This window comes from Bradyrhizobium genomosp. I (2014) (genome assembly GCF_000261685.1).
Taxonomy (GTDB): Bacteria; Pseudomonadota; Alphaproteobacteria; order Rhizobiales; family Xanthobacteraceae; genus Bradyrhizobium.
Genome location: NZ_AJQE01000367.1, coordinates 1 through 17,452, shown reverse-complemented (window position 1 = coordinate 17,452; position 17,452 = coordinate 1). Strand labels below are relative to the sequence as shown.

Annotated in this window: 21 protein-coding genes; 8 read left to right on the top strand and 13 right to left on the bottom strand. The window is 59.9% G+C overall.

Annotated elements, in window-relative coordinates; translation table 11 throughout:
* Nucleotides 1-34 precede the first annotated feature (34 nt).
* On the top strand, nt 35-625 hold the full coding sequence (locus IC50_RS32455) for an ATP-dependent DNA ligase (protein ID WP_035715052.1): 591 nt from the start codon (nt 35-37) through the stop codon (nt 623-625).
* Nucleotides 626-1,076: 451 nt separating this feature from the next.
* Here IC50_RS32455 and IC50_RS32450 read toward each other — a convergent pair whose 3' ends face one another.
* Entirely contained in the window at nt 1,077-1,538 is a 462-nt protein-coding gene (locus IC50_RS32450) for a hypothetical protein (protein WP_035715049.1), read from the bottom strand.
* Nucleotides 1,538-2,131 (bottom strand): hypothetical protein, encoded by a 594-nt coding sequence (locus IC50_RS41670; protein ID WP_157461162.1) that lies wholly within the window; start codon nt 2,129-2,131, stop codon nt 1,538-1,540. The genes IC50_RS32450 and IC50_RS41670 overlap by 1 nt, the downstream gene beginning before the upstream one ends.
* 549 nt (nt 2,132-2,680) lie before the next feature.
* Between IC50_RS41670 and IC50_RS41665 the strand changes: the two genes are divergently transcribed.
* From IC50_RS41665 to IC50_RS43400, 6 genes are all read left to right on the top strand, one after another.
* Nucleotides 2,681-3,421, top strand: a complete 741-nt coding sequence (locus IC50_RS41665; RefSeq protein WP_347369238.1) for a HipA family kinase — start codon at nt 2,681-2,683, stop codon at nt 3,419-3,421.
* A complete protein-coding gene (locus tag IC50_RS32435; RefSeq protein WP_081492566.1) occupies nt 3,405-4,214 on the top strand; it encodes a DUF3037 domain-containing protein in 810 nt (269 codons plus the stop codon). The genes IC50_RS41665 and IC50_RS32435 overlap by 17 nt, the downstream gene beginning before the upstream one ends.
* Nucleotides 4,215-4,732: 518 nt before the next feature.
* Complete coding sequence (locus IC50_RS32430) at nt 4,733-5,014, top strand: hypothetical protein (protein WP_035715040.1); 282 nt, start codon at nt 4,733-4,735, stop codon at nt 5,012-5,014.
* Nucleotides 5,015-5,618: 604 nt separating this feature from the next.
* Nucleotides 5,619-6,158, top strand: a complete 540-nt coding sequence (locus tag IC50_RS32425) for a hypothetical protein (RefSeq protein WP_157461158.1) — start codon at nt 5,619-5,621, stop codon at nt 6,156-6,158.
* Between the two features lie 14 nt (nt 6,159-6,172).
* On the top strand, nt 6,173-6,445 hold the full coding sequence (locus IC50_RS41660; protein ID WP_157461156.1) for a hypothetical protein: 273 nt from the start codon (nt 6,173-6,175) through the stop codon (nt 6,443-6,445).
* Between the two features lie 179 nt (nt 6,446-6,624).
* Nucleotides 6,625-6,852, top strand: a complete 228-nt coding sequence (locus IC50_RS43400) for a hypothetical protein (protein WP_050991162.1) — start codon at nt 6,625-6,627, stop codon at nt 6,850-6,852.
* On the opposite strand, the gene IC50_RS32415 is transcribed toward IC50_RS43400, so the two are convergent.
* Both IC50_RS32415 and IC50_RS32405 read right to left on the bottom strand, forming a co-directional pair.
* A complete protein-coding gene (locus tag IC50_RS32415) occupies nt 6,800-7,012 on the bottom strand; it encodes a hypothetical protein (protein WP_035715055.1) in 213 nt (70 codons plus the stop codon). The two genes, IC50_RS43400 and IC50_RS32415, sit on opposite strands and share 53 nt — an antisense overlap.
* Before the next feature lie 770 nt (nt 7,013-7,782).
* The gene (locus IC50_RS32405; RefSeq protein ID WP_050991161.1) at nt 7,783-9,291 is read right to left on the bottom strand and encodes a hypothetical protein; all 1,509 of its coding nucleotides are present in this window, start codon (nt 9,289-9,291) and stop codon (nt 7,783-7,785) included.
* A 154-nt stretch (nt 9,292-9,445) separates the two neighbouring features.
* On the opposite strand from IC50_RS32405, the gene IC50_RS41655 reads away from it, so the two are divergent.
* On the top strand, nt 9,446-9,616 hold the full coding sequence (locus IC50_RS41655; protein WP_157461155.1) for a hypothetical protein: 171 nt from the start codon (nt 9,446-9,448) through the stop codon (nt 9,614-9,616).
* A 237-nt stretch (nt 9,617-9,853) separates the two neighbouring features.
* Here IC50_RS41655 and IC50_RS42675 read toward each other — a convergent pair whose 3' ends face one another.
* From IC50_RS42675 to IC50_RS32365, 9 genes are all read right to left on the bottom strand, one after another.
* The gene (locus tag IC50_RS42675) at nt 9,854-10,027 is read right to left on the bottom strand and encodes a hypothetical protein (RefSeq protein WP_193374177.1); all 174 of its coding nucleotides are present in this window, start codon (nt 10,025-10,027) and stop codon (nt 9,854-9,856) included.
* A gap of 306 nt (nt 10,028-10,333) precedes the next feature.
* Nucleotides 10,334-10,549 (bottom strand): hypothetical protein, encoded by a 216-nt coding sequence (locus IC50_RS32400; RefSeq protein WP_035715029.1) that lies wholly within the window; start codon nt 10,547-10,549, stop codon nt 10,334-10,336.
* A 328-nt stretch (nt 10,550-10,877) separates the two neighbouring features.
* On the bottom strand, nt 10,878-11,762 hold the full coding sequence (locus IC50_RS32395) for a hypothetical protein (RefSeq protein WP_035715026.1): 885 nt from the start codon (nt 11,760-11,762) through the stop codon (nt 10,878-10,880).
* 176 nt (nt 11,763-11,938) lie between these two features.
* Complete coding sequence (locus IC50_RS32390) at nt 11,939-12,475, bottom strand: hypothetical protein (protein ID WP_157461153.1); 537 nt, start codon at nt 12,473-12,475, stop codon at nt 11,939-11,941.
* A gap of 176 nt (nt 12,476-12,651) precedes the next feature.
* Entirely contained in the window at nt 12,652-14,355 is a 1,704-nt protein-coding gene (locus tag IC50_RS32385; RefSeq protein WP_035715019.1) for a cadherin repeat domain-containing protein, read from the bottom strand.
* A 3-nt stretch (nt 14,356-14,358) separates the two neighbouring features.
* Nucleotides 14,359-14,574, bottom strand: coding sequence for a cold-shock protein (locus tag IC50_RS32380; RefSeq protein WP_035715014.1), 216 nt, complete (start codon nt 14,572-14,574; stop codon nt 14,359-14,361).
* Nucleotides 14,571-14,867: a hypothetical protein gene (locus IC50_RS32375; RefSeq protein ID WP_035715011.1), complete on the bottom strand. Its 297-nt coding sequence runs from the start codon at nt 14,865-14,867 to the stop codon at nt 14,571-14,573. The genes IC50_RS32380 and IC50_RS32375 overlap by 4 nt, the downstream gene beginning before the upstream one ends.
* A complete protein-coding gene (locus tag IC50_RS32370; protein ID WP_035715007.1) occupies nt 14,864-16,939 on the bottom strand; it encodes a hypothetical protein in 2,076 nt (691 codons plus the stop codon). Before IC50_RS32370 ends, IC50_RS32375 begins: the two co-directional genes overlap by 4 nt.
* 71 nt (nt 16,940-17,010) lie before the next feature.
* A complete protein-coding gene (locus tag IC50_RS32365; RefSeq protein WP_157461151.1) occupies nt 17,011-17,334 on the bottom strand; it encodes a hypothetical protein in 324 nt (107 codons plus the stop codon).
* Nucleotides 17,335-17,452 lie beyond the last annotated feature (118 nt).

The following is a 17,452-nucleotide window of genomic DNA, read 5'->3' as shown; positions in this document are numbered from 1 at the left end:
CGTAAAGCCAGCGAAAAGTCCTATCTTTTGGACCATGCGTATGGCGTACGAGCTTTGCCTGGCTACCGCCGGCAAGCAGGTGCCGAACGGGCCCGACTGGATCCATGAAGTAAAGCACGACGGCTACCGAATGCTGGTCATCCGGGAGAACGAGCGCGTGCGTCTCCTCTCGCGCAACGGCACCGATTGGACCAAGCGCTACCCATGGATAGCCGAGGCGGCGCTGAAGAACGGACAGAAGCGCTTTGTGATCGATGGCGAGGCTGTGATCCTCGGGGTGGACGGCATTAGCGACTTCAACGCGCTGCATAGCCGGCGATACGATCACGAAGTGCAGCTTTACGCCTTCGATATTCTCGCGACGGGCGGCGATGATCTCCGTTCCCTACCCCTTCATATGCGGAAGGCGAGCCTTGAGCAGCTATTGGCTCACCGCCCCGACGGGATCAGCGTGGCGCCGTTCGAACGCGGCGAGATCGGGCCCGACCTATTTCAAGCGGCCTGCCGGATGGGGCTTGAGGGGCTCGTTTCCAAGCACCGCGATCGGCCGTACCGCGGAGGGCGCCAGAAGCATTGGATCAAGATAAAGAACCGGAGGCATCCCGCGATGGAGCGCGAGCTATAGCGCGAACCTGTTTACTGGCTTCGTCCCTGTTGTCCGCGGATGTGGTGCCTGGCGACGCAGACCAGGTCTTATAAGAGCGCGGGATGGAAGCCGCCTCCCTAGCGCGGTACTCTGTCTCTCGTCGCCTTTAGGTCAGACTTCACCTCTGGGACTATCCCTCGATCGGCTGGCTCCCGACTTGGCGGCCTCTCATTGAGATCGCGAGCCCACGGTGCCCCGGACGGGCTCGCTGAAGATGACTGGTGACTTGCGCATGCGGAGATCAGAAGACCGAGGACGGTCAGCGAGCCTGCTGCCCATGTCATCGCCTGGATGCGCATTTCGGTCCAACTGATTGCCTTGAGAATGGATCCCGAATTATCGCAGCCTTTGGTGCCTACCTGCGTCGTCGGCGCCCATGAAAAAAGCCCGGCGCTAGGCCGGGCCTTGTCATGGGATAGGGGGATGCGGATCAGTCCCGCCCCGCGGTGTGCTCCAGCCTGTCGATGCGTTCGAGCATGTCGTGTAGACAGAAGGCCAGCGCCTCGGATGCCTCTGCGTGGGATTGGTGGAACTTCTCGTCCATTCCTTCCAGCACTCGAATGCCGAGAATGGCCATGTGCCGAAGTTCGTATAGAACATCCGCGTTCGGTTGCCGGGTCTGGTTCTTGTTGATGCCCCCCTCGTGGATGTCCGCCTCGTCGACCGTCCGCGCGTCCGGCCCCGCCTTGGCGGCTCTCAGTTTCTCGATCCGGTCCAAGACGTCGTGAACGCTGAACAACAGTATCGACGTCTCCTGCTCTGGCAGACGGTAGCAGCCGGAATCGTCTTCACAGAGCTGGAGATTCTGCGCTGCTCGGATCGCGACTTGTCCCATCACCTGAATGTCGGCGAGGCTTCGGTCGATCTCCTCAAGATGCTGATGTTTATCCATCAGACCCTCCCCTCCTGCCAGAGTTGCGGCAGCACCTCCGAGAGGTACTCCAGCAAGTCGCTGTTCCAGTATTCCGGCCAGCTGTAATGGTCCGCTTCGTGCGCGATGGCGTGCCCGAGGAGGGCCAACAAGCCCTCTCTTGTGGTGGGGACGACTTCCAGGAGTGCGTATGCTGCGTCGAACTCCGCATCGCTGGTTAGGTCAACCTTTCGTTCCGCCTCGATCCAGCGAGGGTCATCCGTCGCGACGATGGTCTCTCCCCAGGCGCAGATGGAGGAGCGACGCTTTTCCTGTGGAAGCAAGGTTTCAAGTTCGCAGTAACGGGCGAGCCATGTCGATGTCATGGCGCGGGCGGCCTTGTGGGCCTCGATTGCGGCAAACATCGGATCTGTTGCCAGATCGGCGCCCTTGGCCGATCCGGACAGCGGAAGTGCCGCACCAAGCGCGACGCCCCCAGCGGTGACAGCCGCGGCTTGGGCAAGGAATCGGCGTCGAGAGGAGGTCTCGACGTGATCAACGGTTGTCGTCCCGGCGACATTGTTTGAGGACGAGTTTAGGGGTGGCGTGCTACGCACGCGGTCAGCTTCGGTCATGGGGTAACTGCCTCTCTTGATCGGGGTTAGAGCCGAGGCGGAAGCTGCAACTTCCCCTCGGCTTGCTTTTAGGTTATACAAAAATATGGCGAAGTCAAATAGGGTTATACCTAAAAAGCGGCGCGGGCGTCCGGCAACGGGCAAAGACCCCATCACGGCATTGAGGCTGCCTCCGAAACTCACCAAAGAAATCGAAGCGTGGGCATCGCAGCAGGACGACGAGCCCAACCGCTCCGAAGCCATCCGCCGGCTGGTGGAACTGGGGCTCAGGGTGAAGCGCCCATGAGATGCTTTGGGCTGACGCCCACCAATTGAGGAAGAGGCCGCCCGGCGCCCCCTGGCGGCTTCAACTTCCGGCTCAAGGATCGCCTGCGGCCCGCGACCCCTTCCGTTTGAGTTCCGATCATATCCCCTCCGCTCAGTGCAGAATCGAGTCGCTGCAGGTCAAAGGACCCAAACGCGACAATCCACCGCTTGTTGTCCACTCGCCCTTGCGCTCGCCTTGCGGTTGCGGAATCGTGTCTAGCTGAGGACTCGGGGGCTTGAGGGGTGTTGGTTCCTCCACGAATTAGGTGGTGCGACCCGGATGGGTTAGGAACTGCAGATGCAAGCGGCATCTGCCGGTGCGACGACGGTTGCGATTACGTGGTCAAGGACGGCAGCTCGAGCGCATTTACGCCTCATGACGAATGGTTTTGCACCCGCTTAGCTGAGCTTGTCGGAATTCCATCTCCACCCTGCACCGCGGTCGAGCGCCCGGATGGCACCTTGGTCTTTGGCTCTCGGTGGGAGGGTGGCGTGGCGACCGAACCCTGGTGGGACATGGTGCGACGCGGCGCGATCGCTCTGAGCGACATTTCTGCGGCGTTGTCCCGGATCTACGCTTTCGACCACTTCATCCATAATGAAGATCGTCACTTGAACAATTTCCTGTTCCGGCAGCAGCGCCGTGGCTGGGCAGTCCTCGCATTTGACTATTCCCGAGCATGGCTGTTTAACGGCATGCCCCTACCAAGCTTGCCGTTCGCGCCTGAGAAGAAGACGATCTTGGCTCGCCGCGTCCTTTGCCATCTTTTTGGTGAGTACATCGATCAAGCAGAAGCAGACCAGACACTGCAGCGACTTAACGAAGTTAAGGAATCGCACATCGTGCAGGCGATAAATGCTCATCCGAGAAGCTGGCTTTCAGCCGAACAAAAGAGCAAAATTGTAGATTGGTGGAACTCTAGCCAACGAACCGACAGAATCGACCAAATCCGCCAAGGCATCCGCAATGGATCATATCTATAAGTACTCGGTTCTAACTGCCACCCCAGATCGCCGGCGCGGCGAACGCGTGAACGTGGGGATCGTTGTCTTCCGGGAGGGCAAGGCGGACGTGCGTCTTGCCCAGGCGGCGTTCAAGCTCAAGGCGCTCACTCGCGAAAACTGGGAAGCTCGCATCGAAGGTGTGCGAGAGCGAATCGCTGCGCTTTGCTCTTCAGGTGAACCGGCTGAGGTCTTGCTGGAGCGACTGGCGCTTGTTGAACCGATGATCTCTCCAAGCGGAGTGGGGACTCTAGCTGCTCATGGCGGATCCGACTATGAACGAACCCTTGAAGAGATCATGGACACATTGGTCCTTCTTCCGAAACCGAAGCCGACCGATGCGGTCTCGCGCATCAATACGGAGATCGCCACAACGTTCCGGAAAGCGAAGGCGCTAGCAAAGCCTGAGCAGGGACTGAAAGACGGAAAGATTGTTCGCTCCCTGCCTGTGGCACCGAATGAGGGGCTCTTGGCCGACTTCGCCCTGCGCAACGGCAAAATGCATATCGCCAGCACGCTCGACTTGCGAAAGCAGTCGGTCCGGCTAGATGAGGCCGCACTGAAATCAATCGTCCTCGACAAGTCGCGCGATGTCTTTGGCAAATCGGTGCGCCGGATCGGGGTATATGCGGTTGAGCCTGATCTTAAGAAGCACTTCAGCCACCATATTCAGCTACTATCCGACTACGCTGACGAAACTTATAATTGGCTCGATCAATCAAAGCGAACCCGCTTCCTTAGAACGATGTACGATGCAATGCACGCACACGGCTGACGTCATGCTCTAATCGGCACCACGTTGCCGCCCTGATCCACCGGTGCGCACGCACAGAACGCCGCGCCCTCATCACCCCCCTTCAGGCGGGCTCCCGCCACCCAAGTGGCCCCCCCCCAGCCTTTGTTCGGACGGCACCGACAGCGTCGTTCGTTGGCGTGGGCGTTCGGTCCGCCTAGTTCACCAGACCGCAAGGACCCGGAACCGGCAACTCCGTGGCCGGCGCCCTATGGGGCGATCTCCGCACCCTCAAGGGCAAATTCATGCTGCGGGCTACCACCCTAGCCCAAGCGTCGGCAGGGCGCACGCAGACCCTATGAAAATAGGCATTTCAGGGGCGCCTCGTCGGCGACCGAGGAAGGCGGCCCCCTTGATGCCCTGCACGCTCGAAAATCCCCGGGTAGCGGACCGGGGATTTCAGTCTGTCCACACCTACTAGCGGCCGTAGCTCGCGCGAGTCCCGAGCCACCAGGAATCGATAATTTGCGAGCTGCTTACGATGCCGCTTTGATGGCGGCATGTCTCGTTCTCCTCGACGCCACACGCCCACGCACGTTGACGGCCGTCCCATGAAGATCACCTTTGGCGAGATGCGCGAGATGGGGCTGCGCGGCGTCCTGGTCTATTGCCACTGCGGCCATAACCTTGCTGTCAGCGCCGATCGCTGGCCTGACGACATTCGCCTGTCTGATGTCGAGCCGCGCTTCGTGTGCGGCGGATGCGGCAACCGTGGAGCCGATGTCAGGCCGAACTTCGCGAGCGGCAGTCCACCCCAATTTGCGTCTCAGAAGCGCCTCTGAGCATCCCCGCCCTGCCGTGACCCTTCGGGACAAAAGGGGCGGCCTCAGCTGGGCGGCAGCTGAGGCCGTTGGGGTCTGCTCCGGCTTCAGGGGGGCTCTTGGGGTACACCGGAGCAAAGAAGGAATGCGCCAGATTGCCACTTGTTCCCGACTGATAGAAGGATCGTAGATCATAGCTCAGAGCCATGCTGCTCGATTCGCACGCGCGCTAACCCCACGCGTGCAAGGCGGCTGTGTCCTGGGCCCTGCATAACGTGCCTCAAGGTGGAAGGGTTAGCTCTCGCCGACCAGCACCCTGGACGGGCCTTGACCTTCAACAGCGATCGATTTCGAAACTGGTGCCGCCCCTTGATCTCGCGCGACAGTTGCGTTTTGATGCGCGCGTCGGGTCGGGGGATCCTCTATGCGTAGTTTGGGTGTTTTAGCGCTTTGCACCCTCTTGGGCGGCTGTATGTCGACCGGCGAGACGGTTTCTTTCCGAGCGTCAAATCCGCAGCAGCAGGCCCTCATGCGAGACGGGCAGCCCGCCCTCGTCTCCAGACAAAAGAGCTCGCTCGTCCTGGTGCGACCAGCGTCGCGTCAAATGCAAGCGAACGGACGGCCGGTGTTTGTCGTCGGCATCAACAATCTAAGCAAGCAGCCGGTCGACTTCCGCGTCGGGCAAGTCGAGGCTGTCCAGCACGCCGCAGGCTCTGATTTCGAGATGAAGGTCGTGACCTACGAGATGCTGGTCCAAGAGGAGCGAAACCGGCAGGTTGCCGCCGCCCTCCTCACTGGCTTGGCCGCGGGTGCCAACGCTTACAGCGCCGCGAACGCTGGTCATGGCAGCTACACCACCCCCAGCGGACGCACCGGAACGTTCTACAGCCCCACTGCGGCTGTGATCGCGCAGAACAATGCGGCCGTTCAAAACGAAGCGATGATCGCCGCCACAGTCGAGACGGGGCAGCGCAACATGGCGGCATTGGAGCAAGCAGTCATTAAGGACAACACCTTGATGCCGGGTGAATGGTACGGCGGGCAATTGCATCTGGCGCCACCAGTTGCAAGTGAGAGCGGAGGACCGAAGACGTACACTATCGTCATTACGGTTGGCACTGATCGGCACGTGATCGACATCGCGCAAGGACCGGCGGGAGCTTGAGGGAGAAACTCCGAATGAAGATCAGGCTGGTGCCGCTCTGCGCCGTAGCAGTCATAGGCGCTATCGCGACCACGCCTGCATGCGCCTGCGATGACGGACATTGGATACAAGAAGTCCTAGCTGATGGGCAGATTTTGAAGCTAGAGGACGGCAGTATGTGGAAGGTAGACCCGACAGATACGCCCACGTCGTCGCTTTGGTTGGCTGTATCTGATGTAATTGTTTGCGACGATGAAATCGTCAACGTGGATGATGGCGAAAAGGTTCAGGTTACAAGAATAAGATAATCTGCTTGGCGATGGTTCAGGCCTACAATTTAGTTCGTTCCAAATCCGGAACGCGGAAAGCAAAAGCCGCAGGCGTTGCAGATTTACAACCCTCACAGCCATTCGAGACACTAAGCTAGTCGAATGAAATGATGGAAGCGTATTTCATTCTTAGTTCAATATGATCAGCGGGGCGAAAGATGTTCGATGTCTATCGCAATCACAAGCGCGACTTGCTCGTTCTAAGTTCAGGCTCGCCCGTACCAGTGCTTTACTCTGTACATAAGTGGCGCAGGAGCAGGAAACGAGTTCTCAAGGTCAGCGACGAAATCAGGTCAGCCGTTCATGGACAGGGCTATTACGTTCGCAGCTTGGTTAGGTCTTCGCCGCACCATCCAGGTGCGCCAGCCCAGCCTCGATCACGATGATATCTTTCTCGATCTGTTGGATCGTACTTGTGCAGTCGATCCCGGTACAAGCATTGAGATCTGCGATAAGTTTGCGGCGCTGCGTCCGAAGCTCATCAAGCGCGGCTTGGTCCCTTAGGGAAACGTAACCCTCCACGATCAGCTCAATTGCACTCGCCACCTTCACTCCCCGCCTTATTCAACACTACTACCAAGCTGATTTTGAAGCGCGCCGATATTGATTACACGATTCAATCCCGCGCTCTGAGTTCGTCTAAAACAACGCGCCTCCGAAACTCGTGCGCAGTGGCCGTCAAATGGGACCCAACGATCAGCCCTAGCCACTTCAATTTCAGGAGAGCAACGGGATCACACAGCTCGATAGACAGTCCGGCTCCCAGTATCGCAATGGCTCGTTGCTCCTCGGCGTCGAGATCAGTCCAGGAGATGCCCTCCGTCACCGGCCTCAAATTGTCCATGGGCGCCTCAAAATCCAAACGCGAACCTGATTTGCCGCAGCACATCTGTGGCCGCGTCGGTGTACCGCCCGTTGGTTAGGTATCGATCCAGTTGCGCTGTACTAATCAGCGCCACAACTGCCGCCGTTAAGCCCTTAAACATTGGGCCTCTCCTGAAAGAGACCGCCAACCGGGCGTGTCGAAGTATTAAGCCGTTCTCAGAATGCTCGCCGCAAATGGCGGCGTAATACACAATGATAACATTGACTTGTAACCAGTTCCTTAATGGACGAACTGGGCGCCGTGGGAATGAGATAAAGCTCTGCACCTGCAAGGATCGGGACCGACTGCTGGGGGATCGATCCGGGGCGCTGAAACACGTTGCTGTCTCAGAAAAACGCGTTAAATCAGGAACAGCGGGATGCTTACGCCTGGGCCTTCGCGAGGCCCCGGCGCGCCATCGATCTTGAATCAAGGCGAGCCTGTTTCCCCTTCAGATCAAGAGGTCATGCGGCGCGAAAATGAAATCCTGCGGCCTGAGCGCCTCCTCGCTGTGCACTACGACATCGTTGCCTGCACTGAATGTGATTGTGCTCTCTTGCGTCGTCGGATCGAATGCTGAGATGGTCAGACCGCTGAAGTTCACGATGCCTAGAGCCGAAACATCGATGTGGTCGGTTCCCAAGTTTGAGAGGCCCTGACCAAAATCCTCGATCTTGTCGTGACCGCTGTTGAAATTGAAGGCGAAGTAGTCGTTTCCTCCTTTCGCGAGGCCGAGCATTGCCTGAGCGTCGCCCCACATGTCGTCTTTTCCGGTGCCGCTGATCAGCCTGTCATTGCCGCCGTGGGCTCTGTCGGTCATAGTCTGCGCATCGCCAACTAAGGTGCTGTAACCACCACTGCCCGCTATAAGCGTATCGTTGCCACCAGACGCATCGCCGGACATTGTCAGTGCATCACCGTAAGCCGCGCATAAAAACGCGCTCGGGCCACCTACGAATTTGTCATCGCCGCCGACTGAATGATCCCGCATATTTCCGCCGGCGTCACCAAAGAAGGTCGCCTTACCGATATCGTTTGCAGCGCTGTCCATCGTGTCGTTGCCGCCATGCGCAAATTCCAGCATGTCGCCCCCGGCGTCGCCGTAGAAATAGCTGAAGTCGTTCATCGCGCCGCCAGGGTGGGGAAGAAAACTCAAGATATCGTCACCACCCGAAGCATGACCAGACAAATTGCCGCCGGCGTCGCCATAAAAGAAGTAGTTGTCTTGAATGCCGCGCGTTGTAAACGCGTCGTTGCCGCCCTGGGCCCGGTCGGACATGTTTCCGCCCGCGTCGCCGTAATAATGGATGGTGTTGCTATGGCCATTCGTTGTTAGCGTGTCGTCGCCCCCTTTTGCGTGCCCAGACATGTTTTCGCCGGCGTCACCGAAAAACGTGGTGGGCGTCGCGTCATAGCCACTCAGCGCAGGGCCTGTAGTGAATGTGTCTTGGCCGCCGCTTGCGTGGTCGGACATGCTGCCGCCAGCGTCGCCATAGAACGTATTGGTGGCCAAAATCCCAGACATGTAAGTGTCGTTACCGCCCCGAGCGTGGCCAGACATACTGTCGTAGGCATCACCGTAGGCGATGTTCGTGGAAGGAGGCTGTTGGAAGTGGCTGTCGCCACCCGAAAAGGTGTCATCGCCACCGGTGGCGTGATCGGACATGTTTCCGCCCGCGTCACCGATCAACGTGTTGATCGAGTCCGCCCCACCGCTGAATGTGTCGGCACCACCTCTCGCGTGATCGGACATGTCTCGACGCGCATCGCCAACGAAAAAGTTCGTCGAGTTCGTGCCGCCGGTAAAAGTGTCATTTCCTCCAATAGCGTGATCGAGCAGGCTTCCACCGGCATCGCCATATAGCAAGTTGATCACGTCCGCAGCGCCGACCAAAACGTCGTTTGTTCCGATGTCGTGATCTGTCAGATCACCTGCGGTAATCCGAACTCGCTTGACCATATCTCGCCTCCCCTTGCTGCATCCCCACGTAAGAAACGAATCACCAAGCCACGCTACGGCTCAAAAGGTCAGTGTTGTTGCTGCCGCTTGATCACTAGTTCAAGCGCAAGAGCCCTCAATTGCGAGTTTTTCTGCCAAGCGAAGGCAGCCTGCCTTGGTCAGCTCAAGAGGCGATCTTCTGCTCAGCCTCAAGAACGCGTTCGCGAAGCGCTCCCAACTCGGCAATCTGAGCAGCGAGCACTTCGAAGCGGTGCCGAAGAACAGCGGTCGCGGCATCCGCTCGACCGCCGAGATTGCCCGCCTCGGGCGGGTTGGCCCATTCTAAGGGAGCGGCCGATCGCATTGACGCTGGGGCTGGGGCTGGGGCTGGGGAATTCTGGAAATCATGGAGACCAGTCATGGCCGGACCTTCCGAGCGGGCGCAAGGGAATGGAGGGGAAGCCGCGCCGCGCTTTTGCTAGCGAGGCAACAATTAAATCATGCACCGACCCAAAAAACATAGATTAAGTTAATTCCAATTAATCACGAATTATAACACTCGCTCGGGAGGCTCTGTCGCGCCTTAGTGGTGCTTTTTCCCGGGCTCGTTCCAGTCTGCTCTCCGGCCGAGCTGATCAAGCCGCTCCTCAAGGTCGCGCTTTGCTGCGATCAGCTTGATGGTTAGGGCCTGATCGACGTCGGTGTGCAGCGCCCACAACTCATCGATGGACATCGCGTTAAGGTGATCTCGATCCATGCCACTTGGGTCTCCCTGCGCCGCTTGAGGGAAATGCCCGGCGTTTCAGGTTCCAAGCTCAGGCACGGGCACTATATAATCTAGGTTATTGCCACATTAAATAATATTAAATCGATATATCCCGTCAATCTAAATCGCAATAAAAAAGGTGGCCGCGGAGTGAACATTGCTCCCGTAGGGCTCGGAGAAGCGCCGCTCGCAAGAGGCGGCCGGCATCGCGGCATGCACGGCCGCCGGCAGGACGGCACCGATCCTGGCCCCGGCGCTGAACCATATGCCGCGTGGAGCCTCACTGCAGAACGTCCCTTAGCGTTGCAGCAACGATAGAAGCCGCTGTCGGTCCTGCTGACGCTGCCGCTGGTTCTCGCGCATGACTTCCAGTTCGGCCTGCGCGCTGCTGACATCCTGGTGTTGTCGTTTCAGGTGGACGATCATCGCCTCCTGCTCGGCCAGCCGCCGCTCAGCGTCGACGACATTGCGCTCCAGCTGCCTCAACTCATCGAAGAGTGCATCGTTAAACATGGACCACCGCACCAAGGGCAAAAAGGAAAACGGCCCCGGCACAACCCTAAATGCCGGAGCCGTTGGAGGTTGCCTGGCTTGGGACCAAGCACAGCCAGCCTAGCCCCGCCCGGAAATTTATTATGTTCACTTTTGCACAGGGCCGGTTGGTAAGGCCTGCGCGGTGTGCCTCCTGCGCCGGCAGCGAGTAGACGATAATGCGATAGGACGGCCCCGGCCCGGATAGAGAGGAATGTCATGGGGCCGGGGCCGCTGGAGGTTGCCTGACGCCCTTGCCGGTCCTGACGATCTCGGCGCCGGCTTGTGCTGCTCGGCCTGAAGGCGAAAGCTAGGTAGCTGCGGCCCTCCGCGCCGCGGCGATTTCGTTCGCCTTCACGGCCTCGCCAGATTGAATGCGGCGCTCGAATGCCAGCCGGCACGAGTCAGGAATGGCGCCGGATAGCTCCACGAGAACCGGCCAAGTTGTGATGCGATAGAACTCGGGCCGCTCGCCGTACATTCGCGCCACCCTGAGCATTTCCGCGGATTCCCGTTGCGGGAAGTCGAATTGCTGCGCGCGCAACCGGCCAAACTTTTTGTTGCATGGGGTCAAGTCACGAAGCGCGGCCATCCGCCGGCCAAGATCAATGTTGCGCTCGACGGTCGCGAGCCTTGCCGCGGCAGCACGCGCCTTGGCCGCGGCAAGGCGCTCTTGCTTGGTTGGAGGCGGCGCGGGCTCTGGCGCTGTTGGATCAAGGGCACGGCGCAGCTTGTGCCGCAAGATCCGCTCCAGCGCGTCCGTGGCCTCCTTCTCGTAGAAGTATTCCAGCGCGCGCATCTGCTCAAAGATGCCGACCAATGAGATTTGGTCAAATGCCTCGATAAGGGCGAGGCCGCGATCGGCATATGGCCCGATCGCGCCAGAGACGGCCCTGATATACCGCTCCGTGAGAGCGCCATCATTGCCCTCGGATTCGGTGATGCACCGTAGCGTCATAACGAGATGCCCCGTGCGATCTTGGTCAAACAAACTGCCTATATGGAGCTGTCTTTGAAGGTACAGCCGAGAGCCATCGTCGAGCGCGTCAATCTCCAGCGCGTCGAGTATGGCTTGCAGCTTCCCAGGCCACGGCTCGCGTCCCCATGCGTGAGCTGATGCCGGAACGTCCCCAGCTTCGCAGCCGCTATTATCGTCGTCCTCGTCGTCCTCTAATCGGCTGCGACGCTTTGCCATAACGATACCCTCCCTTGGGGGCCGTTTGATGCGGGGCTACCCACCTAGCCCGAATGTCGATCGGGCCTTCGCAGACACTACAAAACAAGAGGTCTGGAGCGGCCCCAGGGCGCGGTTACATCCGCCGTCGCCCATGGGGAATGGCGGAGGCGAAAGACCGGCCCCGCCAAAATGCTTCACATCCAGATTTGCGGCATCAGGTTGTCGACGAGCGCGCCGGCTTGCTGGACCGCATCGGCAATCGAGCCGTTGTTCGTTTCGCCGCCTGTGTCGACACTGAGTGCGCTCTGGGTCGCGCTCACGATCTTGTACTGGACCAGGAAATAGTCCGTGTTGTCCTGGATCTCGGTCCAGCCGGTGGCCGGCGTGCCGTTCTGATTGTTCAGCCGGGCGCAGTGGATCAGGAAATCGTTGGCATCTGACGTGGTGATGGATCGCGCGCCGGTGTTTCCGGTGTCGGGCAGCGCCGCGTTGGCATCGAACGGAGTCGTCGCGTCAGCTCCGCTGATGCCCCATGCGGTAGCTGTGAGGAAACTGCTATCGCCCGCGCCGAGACTTACCGTGATGGCGTTGTTGAACGCGGCAAGAGAGGTGGTCCACCACAATTCGACGGTAAACGGCGCGTCACCGGCCGAGGCACGGTGTTGCCAAGTGTGCGAGCCGGTGTCGGTCACGCTCGCGACGGAGTCGCCATTGACCTGAATCGCGATCATCACGACAACGTTTGCGTTCGATGTCGTGAGCGTGCCGACCGCGAGCGATGCGCCCGAACCGACCGCGTGGACCGAGCCGTCCAGCGCTAGTGCCATTCCAAAAGCCTCCTGATCTTAACCGGGGGTGAGTTGCCCCCGGTTTGGTGGGGTGGTGGGATTGAGATTTCCTGTCAGGGTCACGGCGGCGTGCCGCCGGCACTCCACGAGCCAAAGGTTGAGCCGGTCGACATGTTGACGTTGTCGTGGAAGTTGCCGTCGGCTTCCGAGCCGGGATAGTTGAACACGACACCCGTTCCTCCAAAGCCGCCGGCTTTTAGGCGAGCGTAGTTGTTGGACACATCGATCAGTTGGCTGCCGGGCGTGTAGGGCGAAACGTAGAAATTAATGTGCGTCGTGTCCGAAACATAGAACGTGTTGTGATGGATCGATCCCCCATACCAAGGCCCCCCGGGATCGCCGCAGACGCCCTGCACCGCGCCGCCGCCGGAGATCTCAGCGAAGGTGTTATAGGCAAAATCAATCTCGGTGATCGCCCCCCCGTATGTTTGCGTCCAATCCGGATGCCATCCGAGAGCCGAGTTGTAGCCCGTGTCGTTCACGACGTTAAAGCGACAGGTCCACTTCGAAAGTTGGCCATCGTCGTAATAGCCGGCGATGCTGAAGACGTCGCACGCGATGTTGTGCAGCCAGTTGTATTCGAAGATGTGGTCCCCGTTCGCTCGATAGTCGATCAGGAATTCCGGTGCGCTCGGGTCCGCACTCGTGAAGCCGCCATCGAATTCGCAATATCGGATCGTCGAGCCGGGATTGCCGGCACCTGGCTGGTTGCGAATCCAGAGAGTATTCCGCTGGAATCGGCAGTTCGTAATTATCGCGTTGTTTCCGCCGATCTGACTGACGCTGCCGATGTTCAAGTACCAGCCGCCGCCCATCGAAAAGTCGTAGGCATCTATGACCACGTTGTCTCCGAGGATGGTGACGATGCGGTTTCCGGTGTCGACGTCGACACCGCTGATGGAAATGGTCGCCGGGTCCTTTAGCGTGACGCCGGTGTTGATCCCGGTGCGGTAGTCGACGCCGGCAACGCTCCATGGAGGACGCGCGGCCATTGCGTTAAGCAGGCTCGGGAATTGGGCTGCTCCGGTGGGAGCGTTCGCAGATCCATCTCCAGGGCTCGCGACAGCCGATGCGACAATGCTAACGCTGCCGGTGTTGCTTCCGAGCGCATTGCTCGCTTGCACCGTCAGGCCATAGGTCTGAGCGGTCAGGCCCGAGGCTCCCGTCGACGTGACGGTGATCAGGCCGGAATTGTCGATGGCAAAGTATCCCGCAGAGTTGCCCGCGGTGATGGACCATGCGGTGGGCGTGCCGCCGGTTGCCGTCACCGTGCCGACGTGCGCGCCCGACGTGGCGGGAAGCGACAGATTGAACGTTGTGCCCACAACGATCGGCGCCGTGCCGACCGAGACGCCGATGGACTTGCCGGGACTCGTGCCGTAGCTGTTCGACGCGGTGACGGTCAAATTGTAGACGCCATCCGGTGGCGATGCCGAGAGGCCGGTGCGCAAATTGCCGGTGTTGTACAGAGCAAAATAACCCGACGGATTCCCCGCGGTGATCGCGTAGGAGGTCGGGCTGTTGGTGGCATCGACGTGCGCAATGAATGCATCGAAACCGAGATTGGAGCCGATCGTAAACGACGTCGACGTGATGACGGGGATGCTGCCGAGCGCAGAGCGGAATGCGAGGCGAGAAGATGCCTTGCCGGCCAGCGGCGTTTTGCCGATCGAGGCGGCCGTCATGCGGCTCCGCGCAAACGCTTTGCCGACCAGGGCGATGGCATTGGGGATTGGAAATTTGACGCCTACGCCGAAACGCATGGCTTATTCTCCGTGTTGCTCGGGAAACAGCCGCCCTGCCCGGCGGCGGCCGTCCTTGGTCGGCCACTCTTCAAATTCGAGGCGCATTCCGATTTCTGGAACAACGCCGATCTTTTGAAAGGCCTTGATGTGAACGAAAAAATCAGAGTCGCCTTCGTCGGGTCGGATGAAGCCATAACCCCGGACCTCGTCAAACTTCCTCAACGTTCCAATCTTCATTGTTGTGTAGCTCGTGCTATGTGCTCGACCATGTCGAGCATCCCGTCGAAAGACTCCTCCAACTCCAGTGCGGCCGTTTCAGCTCGCAGCGGATCTGGCGCGCTTGTTTCGAAATACGTGCAGGCCCGCAGCTCGCGCATCATCTCGGCGCGCAATGCATCGGGAATCTGCCGCAACAGCATGCCGAGCGACGTCGCAAACAACGCTTGAACGACCATGTTCCGCCGCGTCACGTCGTCGACGAGATACTCCAGCTCCTTCAGGCGCTCTTCCGTGCTGCGTCGTCGGGTCATGGCGCAAGATTCCAGGTTGAGTCCGGGCGGGGGTTGGACGGCGCCGCGGCGTCGGGACTCGACTTTCCTGTCGAGCCTGGGCCGTTGCTGGAGATTTGGCCCGCAAGGGCGATGACCGCTTCAGCGCGCCTTACCACTTCGATCAGCGACGATCCGGCGTTGACGTTGATGTCGAACTTGCCGGTGCCGTGAACTTCGCCCGTGACTTGCGCCGTGACCTGATTTGCGCCAGTGCCGTATGTCATGGTGTCGGTCACGCCGGGCGCCGGGAATGACGGCGCGGGAAGCATCCGATTGCCACCGGTGCGGGGGTTGCCGGCAATCCATCGCCCAGTTGCGGGGGAATAAGTCGCGTTGTCGGACCACGGCACGAACGGCACCGCATCGGTCGACGACGGCCATTGGCCAAAGCCCTTGCCGCCGCCCGTGCGCGCGGCGTTATTGGCGCCGGAGAGTCCAGATTTCAGGGTGCTCGAGATCCATGCCGGCGCGGTTTTGAGGATCTGATCGGCTTTGGAGAGTCCTTGCCCGATGACTTCGATATCCCGGACTGTGCCAGACAAAGTTGGCCTGGCCGCCGACATAAAGTCGTTGGCGAACTTGAAGAACCCGGAATATTCGCCCTTGGCTACCGAGTTGTTGAGGTTGGCGATTGATCCTGAGATCGAGTCCAGCCCCTTTGCCGCCGAGTCCATCACCGGCGCCTGAGTTGCGAGATTGCGCAACTGCGCGAACACGGACTCGTAGGCAACGAACGGGTCTTTCCCAGGCAGTTGTGAGGCCGCCTCAAGGCCTGGGGCCTTCTCGTACTGCCCCGCCTTGGCTTCGTACTGGCTACGCTGCGTCAGCAGCTTGCTGACGACGTCGCGCGCGCTACTGTTCGAATAGGCGCTCTGCAGGAACGTGTTGACGTCTTGTGGATTCTCTGGGTCCAGCTTCGCGCGCTTCATTGCCGCGGTGATGTTCTTCCACGCCCAATAGTCAGGATCGGCCATCATCGACGATCGGTCGACGAATTTCCCGGTCTTGTCGCGCAGCCCGACCTTCTGCCCGTACTCCTTGGCCTGCTTGGTGGCCTGCACCTCCTGTTGCATCATCATTGAAAGCGCATTGCCGGCGCGGTCGGCGCCCATGTCTCTGGTCAATCCTGCGCCGGTCGTCATCAGGAAGCGGTTAGATATCGTGGAGCCGGCGGCCTTCAGCCGCTTGGACATCGTCAGAACCTCGCCGAGGTTCATGTCGGCACCCTCAACCCCGAGCGCCTTGATGTAGCCGCCGAAGAGTTCCTTGACCTCCTTCGGATCGATGTTCTTGCCGAGCACGTCGAGCGCGGCGAAGAACTTCCGACCCTCCTCGATCGCCTGATCCTTGCCCTTCAGCGACTGCAGAACCGTCGTGCCCTGCGCGATGACGTCGCTCAGCTCCAGAGCCTTGTCGACCGAACGCGTGCTCATCGCGGTGTCGCGCAGCCGCTCGTGCATGGTGGTGGCGTCTACCGACCGATAGCGCCCGGACACGCGCAGCGCCTCTTCCTTGATGCGCTGGCTGTCCGCCTCCGACATGCCGGCGAGGTAGTCGCGCGCACTCTCACGCTGCGAGATCGCATTGGCCTCGATGGCAGCTCGACCGACACGATTGACGGCATAGGCACCTGAGCCAATACCGCCAGCGATCAGGCCCCAGCGCAGCGCGGCGGCACCTGCGCCAGCGAAGAACCTCTTATATGACTTGTCGGTCTCGTCGACATTCGCCTTGATGTTTCGCCAATGGTCGACCGTCTTGCCTTGCCACTCCTGAAGCGCGCGGAAATAATGATCGGCCTTTGGGCGCTGCTGCCTCAGCGCATCATTGAACAGGGTGAACTCTTTGCGCACCCCCTGCAGTTGCTTCTCGGACAACTGAAGCCGCTTCAGCTCCTCGAACATATCGCCACTGAACTTCAGGGGCTTGATGCCTTCTAGCGCCTTGGCGTTCTTCTCGACCGACTTGAACTTCGACGCAATCTTGTCGAGGACGTTGCCAGTTTTATCCGAAGCGCTCAGGACCGCGCGCGCCTCAATGATTTTCGACATTTACCCGTTCCGATTTGAATGGTGGCGCCGCACGGCGATGTCAAACCGTGCGGCACCGGACGCCGGCAGCTTCAAGATTTGGGCGTACCCACCGGCGGCGATTGATTTCGATTCAGGTCGCTGATTACCTCGTCCCACGATCCAGCAATCTTCTTCGCGGCTTGCTCGCTCCGCATCCGCTGCACCGCCTCGTGCGCTGCTTGACGGGCGCGAACGGAGATCAGATCGTGCGATGCGCCGCTGGCCGCAATGGCTGGCATCGCCGCTGGTGCGCTGGCGGATGCGCTGTGCACCTCGTAGAACTCCCGCGCGTATTGCGCGGTCTGCGGGAAGAGTGTCTCCATTTCCCTGCGATGGGCTTCCCGCGCTTGGCGCTCTCCATCCGTCACGATCACGCGGCCTCGCTGTTGGTCATGGTGGCGACGCCGTCTGCGGGTATCAACTCCAGCAGCTCGCGCCGCTCCGCGATCTCGACGATGCGGCCGCGGTCGAACAGCAGCCCGGGGCCGTCGA

What these genes read in the sequence shown, in the direction of transcription:
- IC50_RS32455 (WP_035715052.1), top strand. Translation starts at nt 35, where the DNA reads ATGCGTATGGCGTACGAGCTTTGCCTGGCTACCGCCGGCAAGCAGGTG.
- IC50_RS32450 (WP_035715049.1), bottom strand. Translation starts at nt 1,538, where the DNA reads ATGGATAAACATCAGCATCTTGAGGAGATCGACCGAAGCCTCGCCGAC.
- IC50_RS41670 (WP_157461162.1), bottom strand. Translation starts at nt 2,131, where the DNA reads ATGACCGAAGCTGACCGCGTGCGTAGCACGCCACCCCTAAACTCGTCC.
- IC50_RS32435 (WP_081492566.1), top strand. Translation starts at nt 3,405, where the DNA reads ATGGATCATATCTATAAGTACTCGGTTCTAACTGCCACCCCAGATCGC.
- IC50_RS32430 (WP_035715040.1), top strand. Translation starts at nt 4,733, where the DNA reads ATGTCTCGTTCTCCTCGACGCCACACGCCCACGCACGTTGACGGCCGT.
- IC50_RS41660 (WP_157461156.1), top strand. Translation starts at nt 6,173, where the DNA reads ATGAAGATCAGGCTGGTGCCGCTCTGCGCCGTAGCAGTCATAGGCGCT.
- IC50_RS43400 (WP_050991162.1), top strand. Translation starts at nt 6,625, where the DNA reads ATGTTCGATGTCTATCGCAATCACAAGCGCGACTTGCTCGTTCTAAGT.
- IC50_RS32405 (WP_050991161.1), bottom strand. Translation starts at nt 9,291, where the DNA reads ATGGTCAAGCGAGTTCGGATTACCGCAGGTGATCTGACAGATCACGAC.
- IC50_RS42675 (WP_193374177.1), bottom strand. Translation starts at nt 10,027, where the DNA reads ATGGATCGAGATCACCTTAACGCGATGTCCATCGATGAGTTGTGGGCG.
- IC50_RS32400 (WP_035715029.1), bottom strand. Translation starts at nt 10,549, where the DNA reads ATGTTTAACGATGCACTCTTCGATGAGTTGAGGCAGCTGGAGCGCAAT.
- IC50_RS32395 (WP_035715026.1), bottom strand. Translation starts at nt 11,762, where the DNA reads ATGGCAAAGCGTCGCAGCCGATTAGAGGACGACGAGGACGACGATAAT.
- IC50_RS32390 (WP_157461153.1), bottom strand. Translation starts at nt 12,475, where the DNA reads ATGATCGCGATTCAGGTCAATGGCGACTCCGTCGCGAGCGTGACCGAC.
- IC50_RS32385 (WP_035715019.1), bottom strand. Translation starts at nt 14,355, where the DNA reads ATGCGTTTCGGCGTAGGCGTCAAATTTCCAATCCCCAATGCCATCGCC.
- IC50_RS32380 (WP_035715014.1), bottom strand. Translation starts at nt 14,574, where the DNA reads ATGAAGATTGGAACGTTGAGGAAGTTTGACGAGGTCCGGGGTTATGGC.
- IC50_RS32375 (WP_035715011.1), bottom strand. Translation starts at nt 14,867, where the DNA reads ATGACCCGACGACGCAGCACGGAAGAGCGCCTGAAGGAGCTGGAGTAT.
- IC50_RS32370 (WP_035715007.1), bottom strand. Translation starts at nt 16,939, where the DNA reads ATGTCGAAAATCATTGAGGCGCGCGCGGTCCTGAGCGCTTCGGATAAA.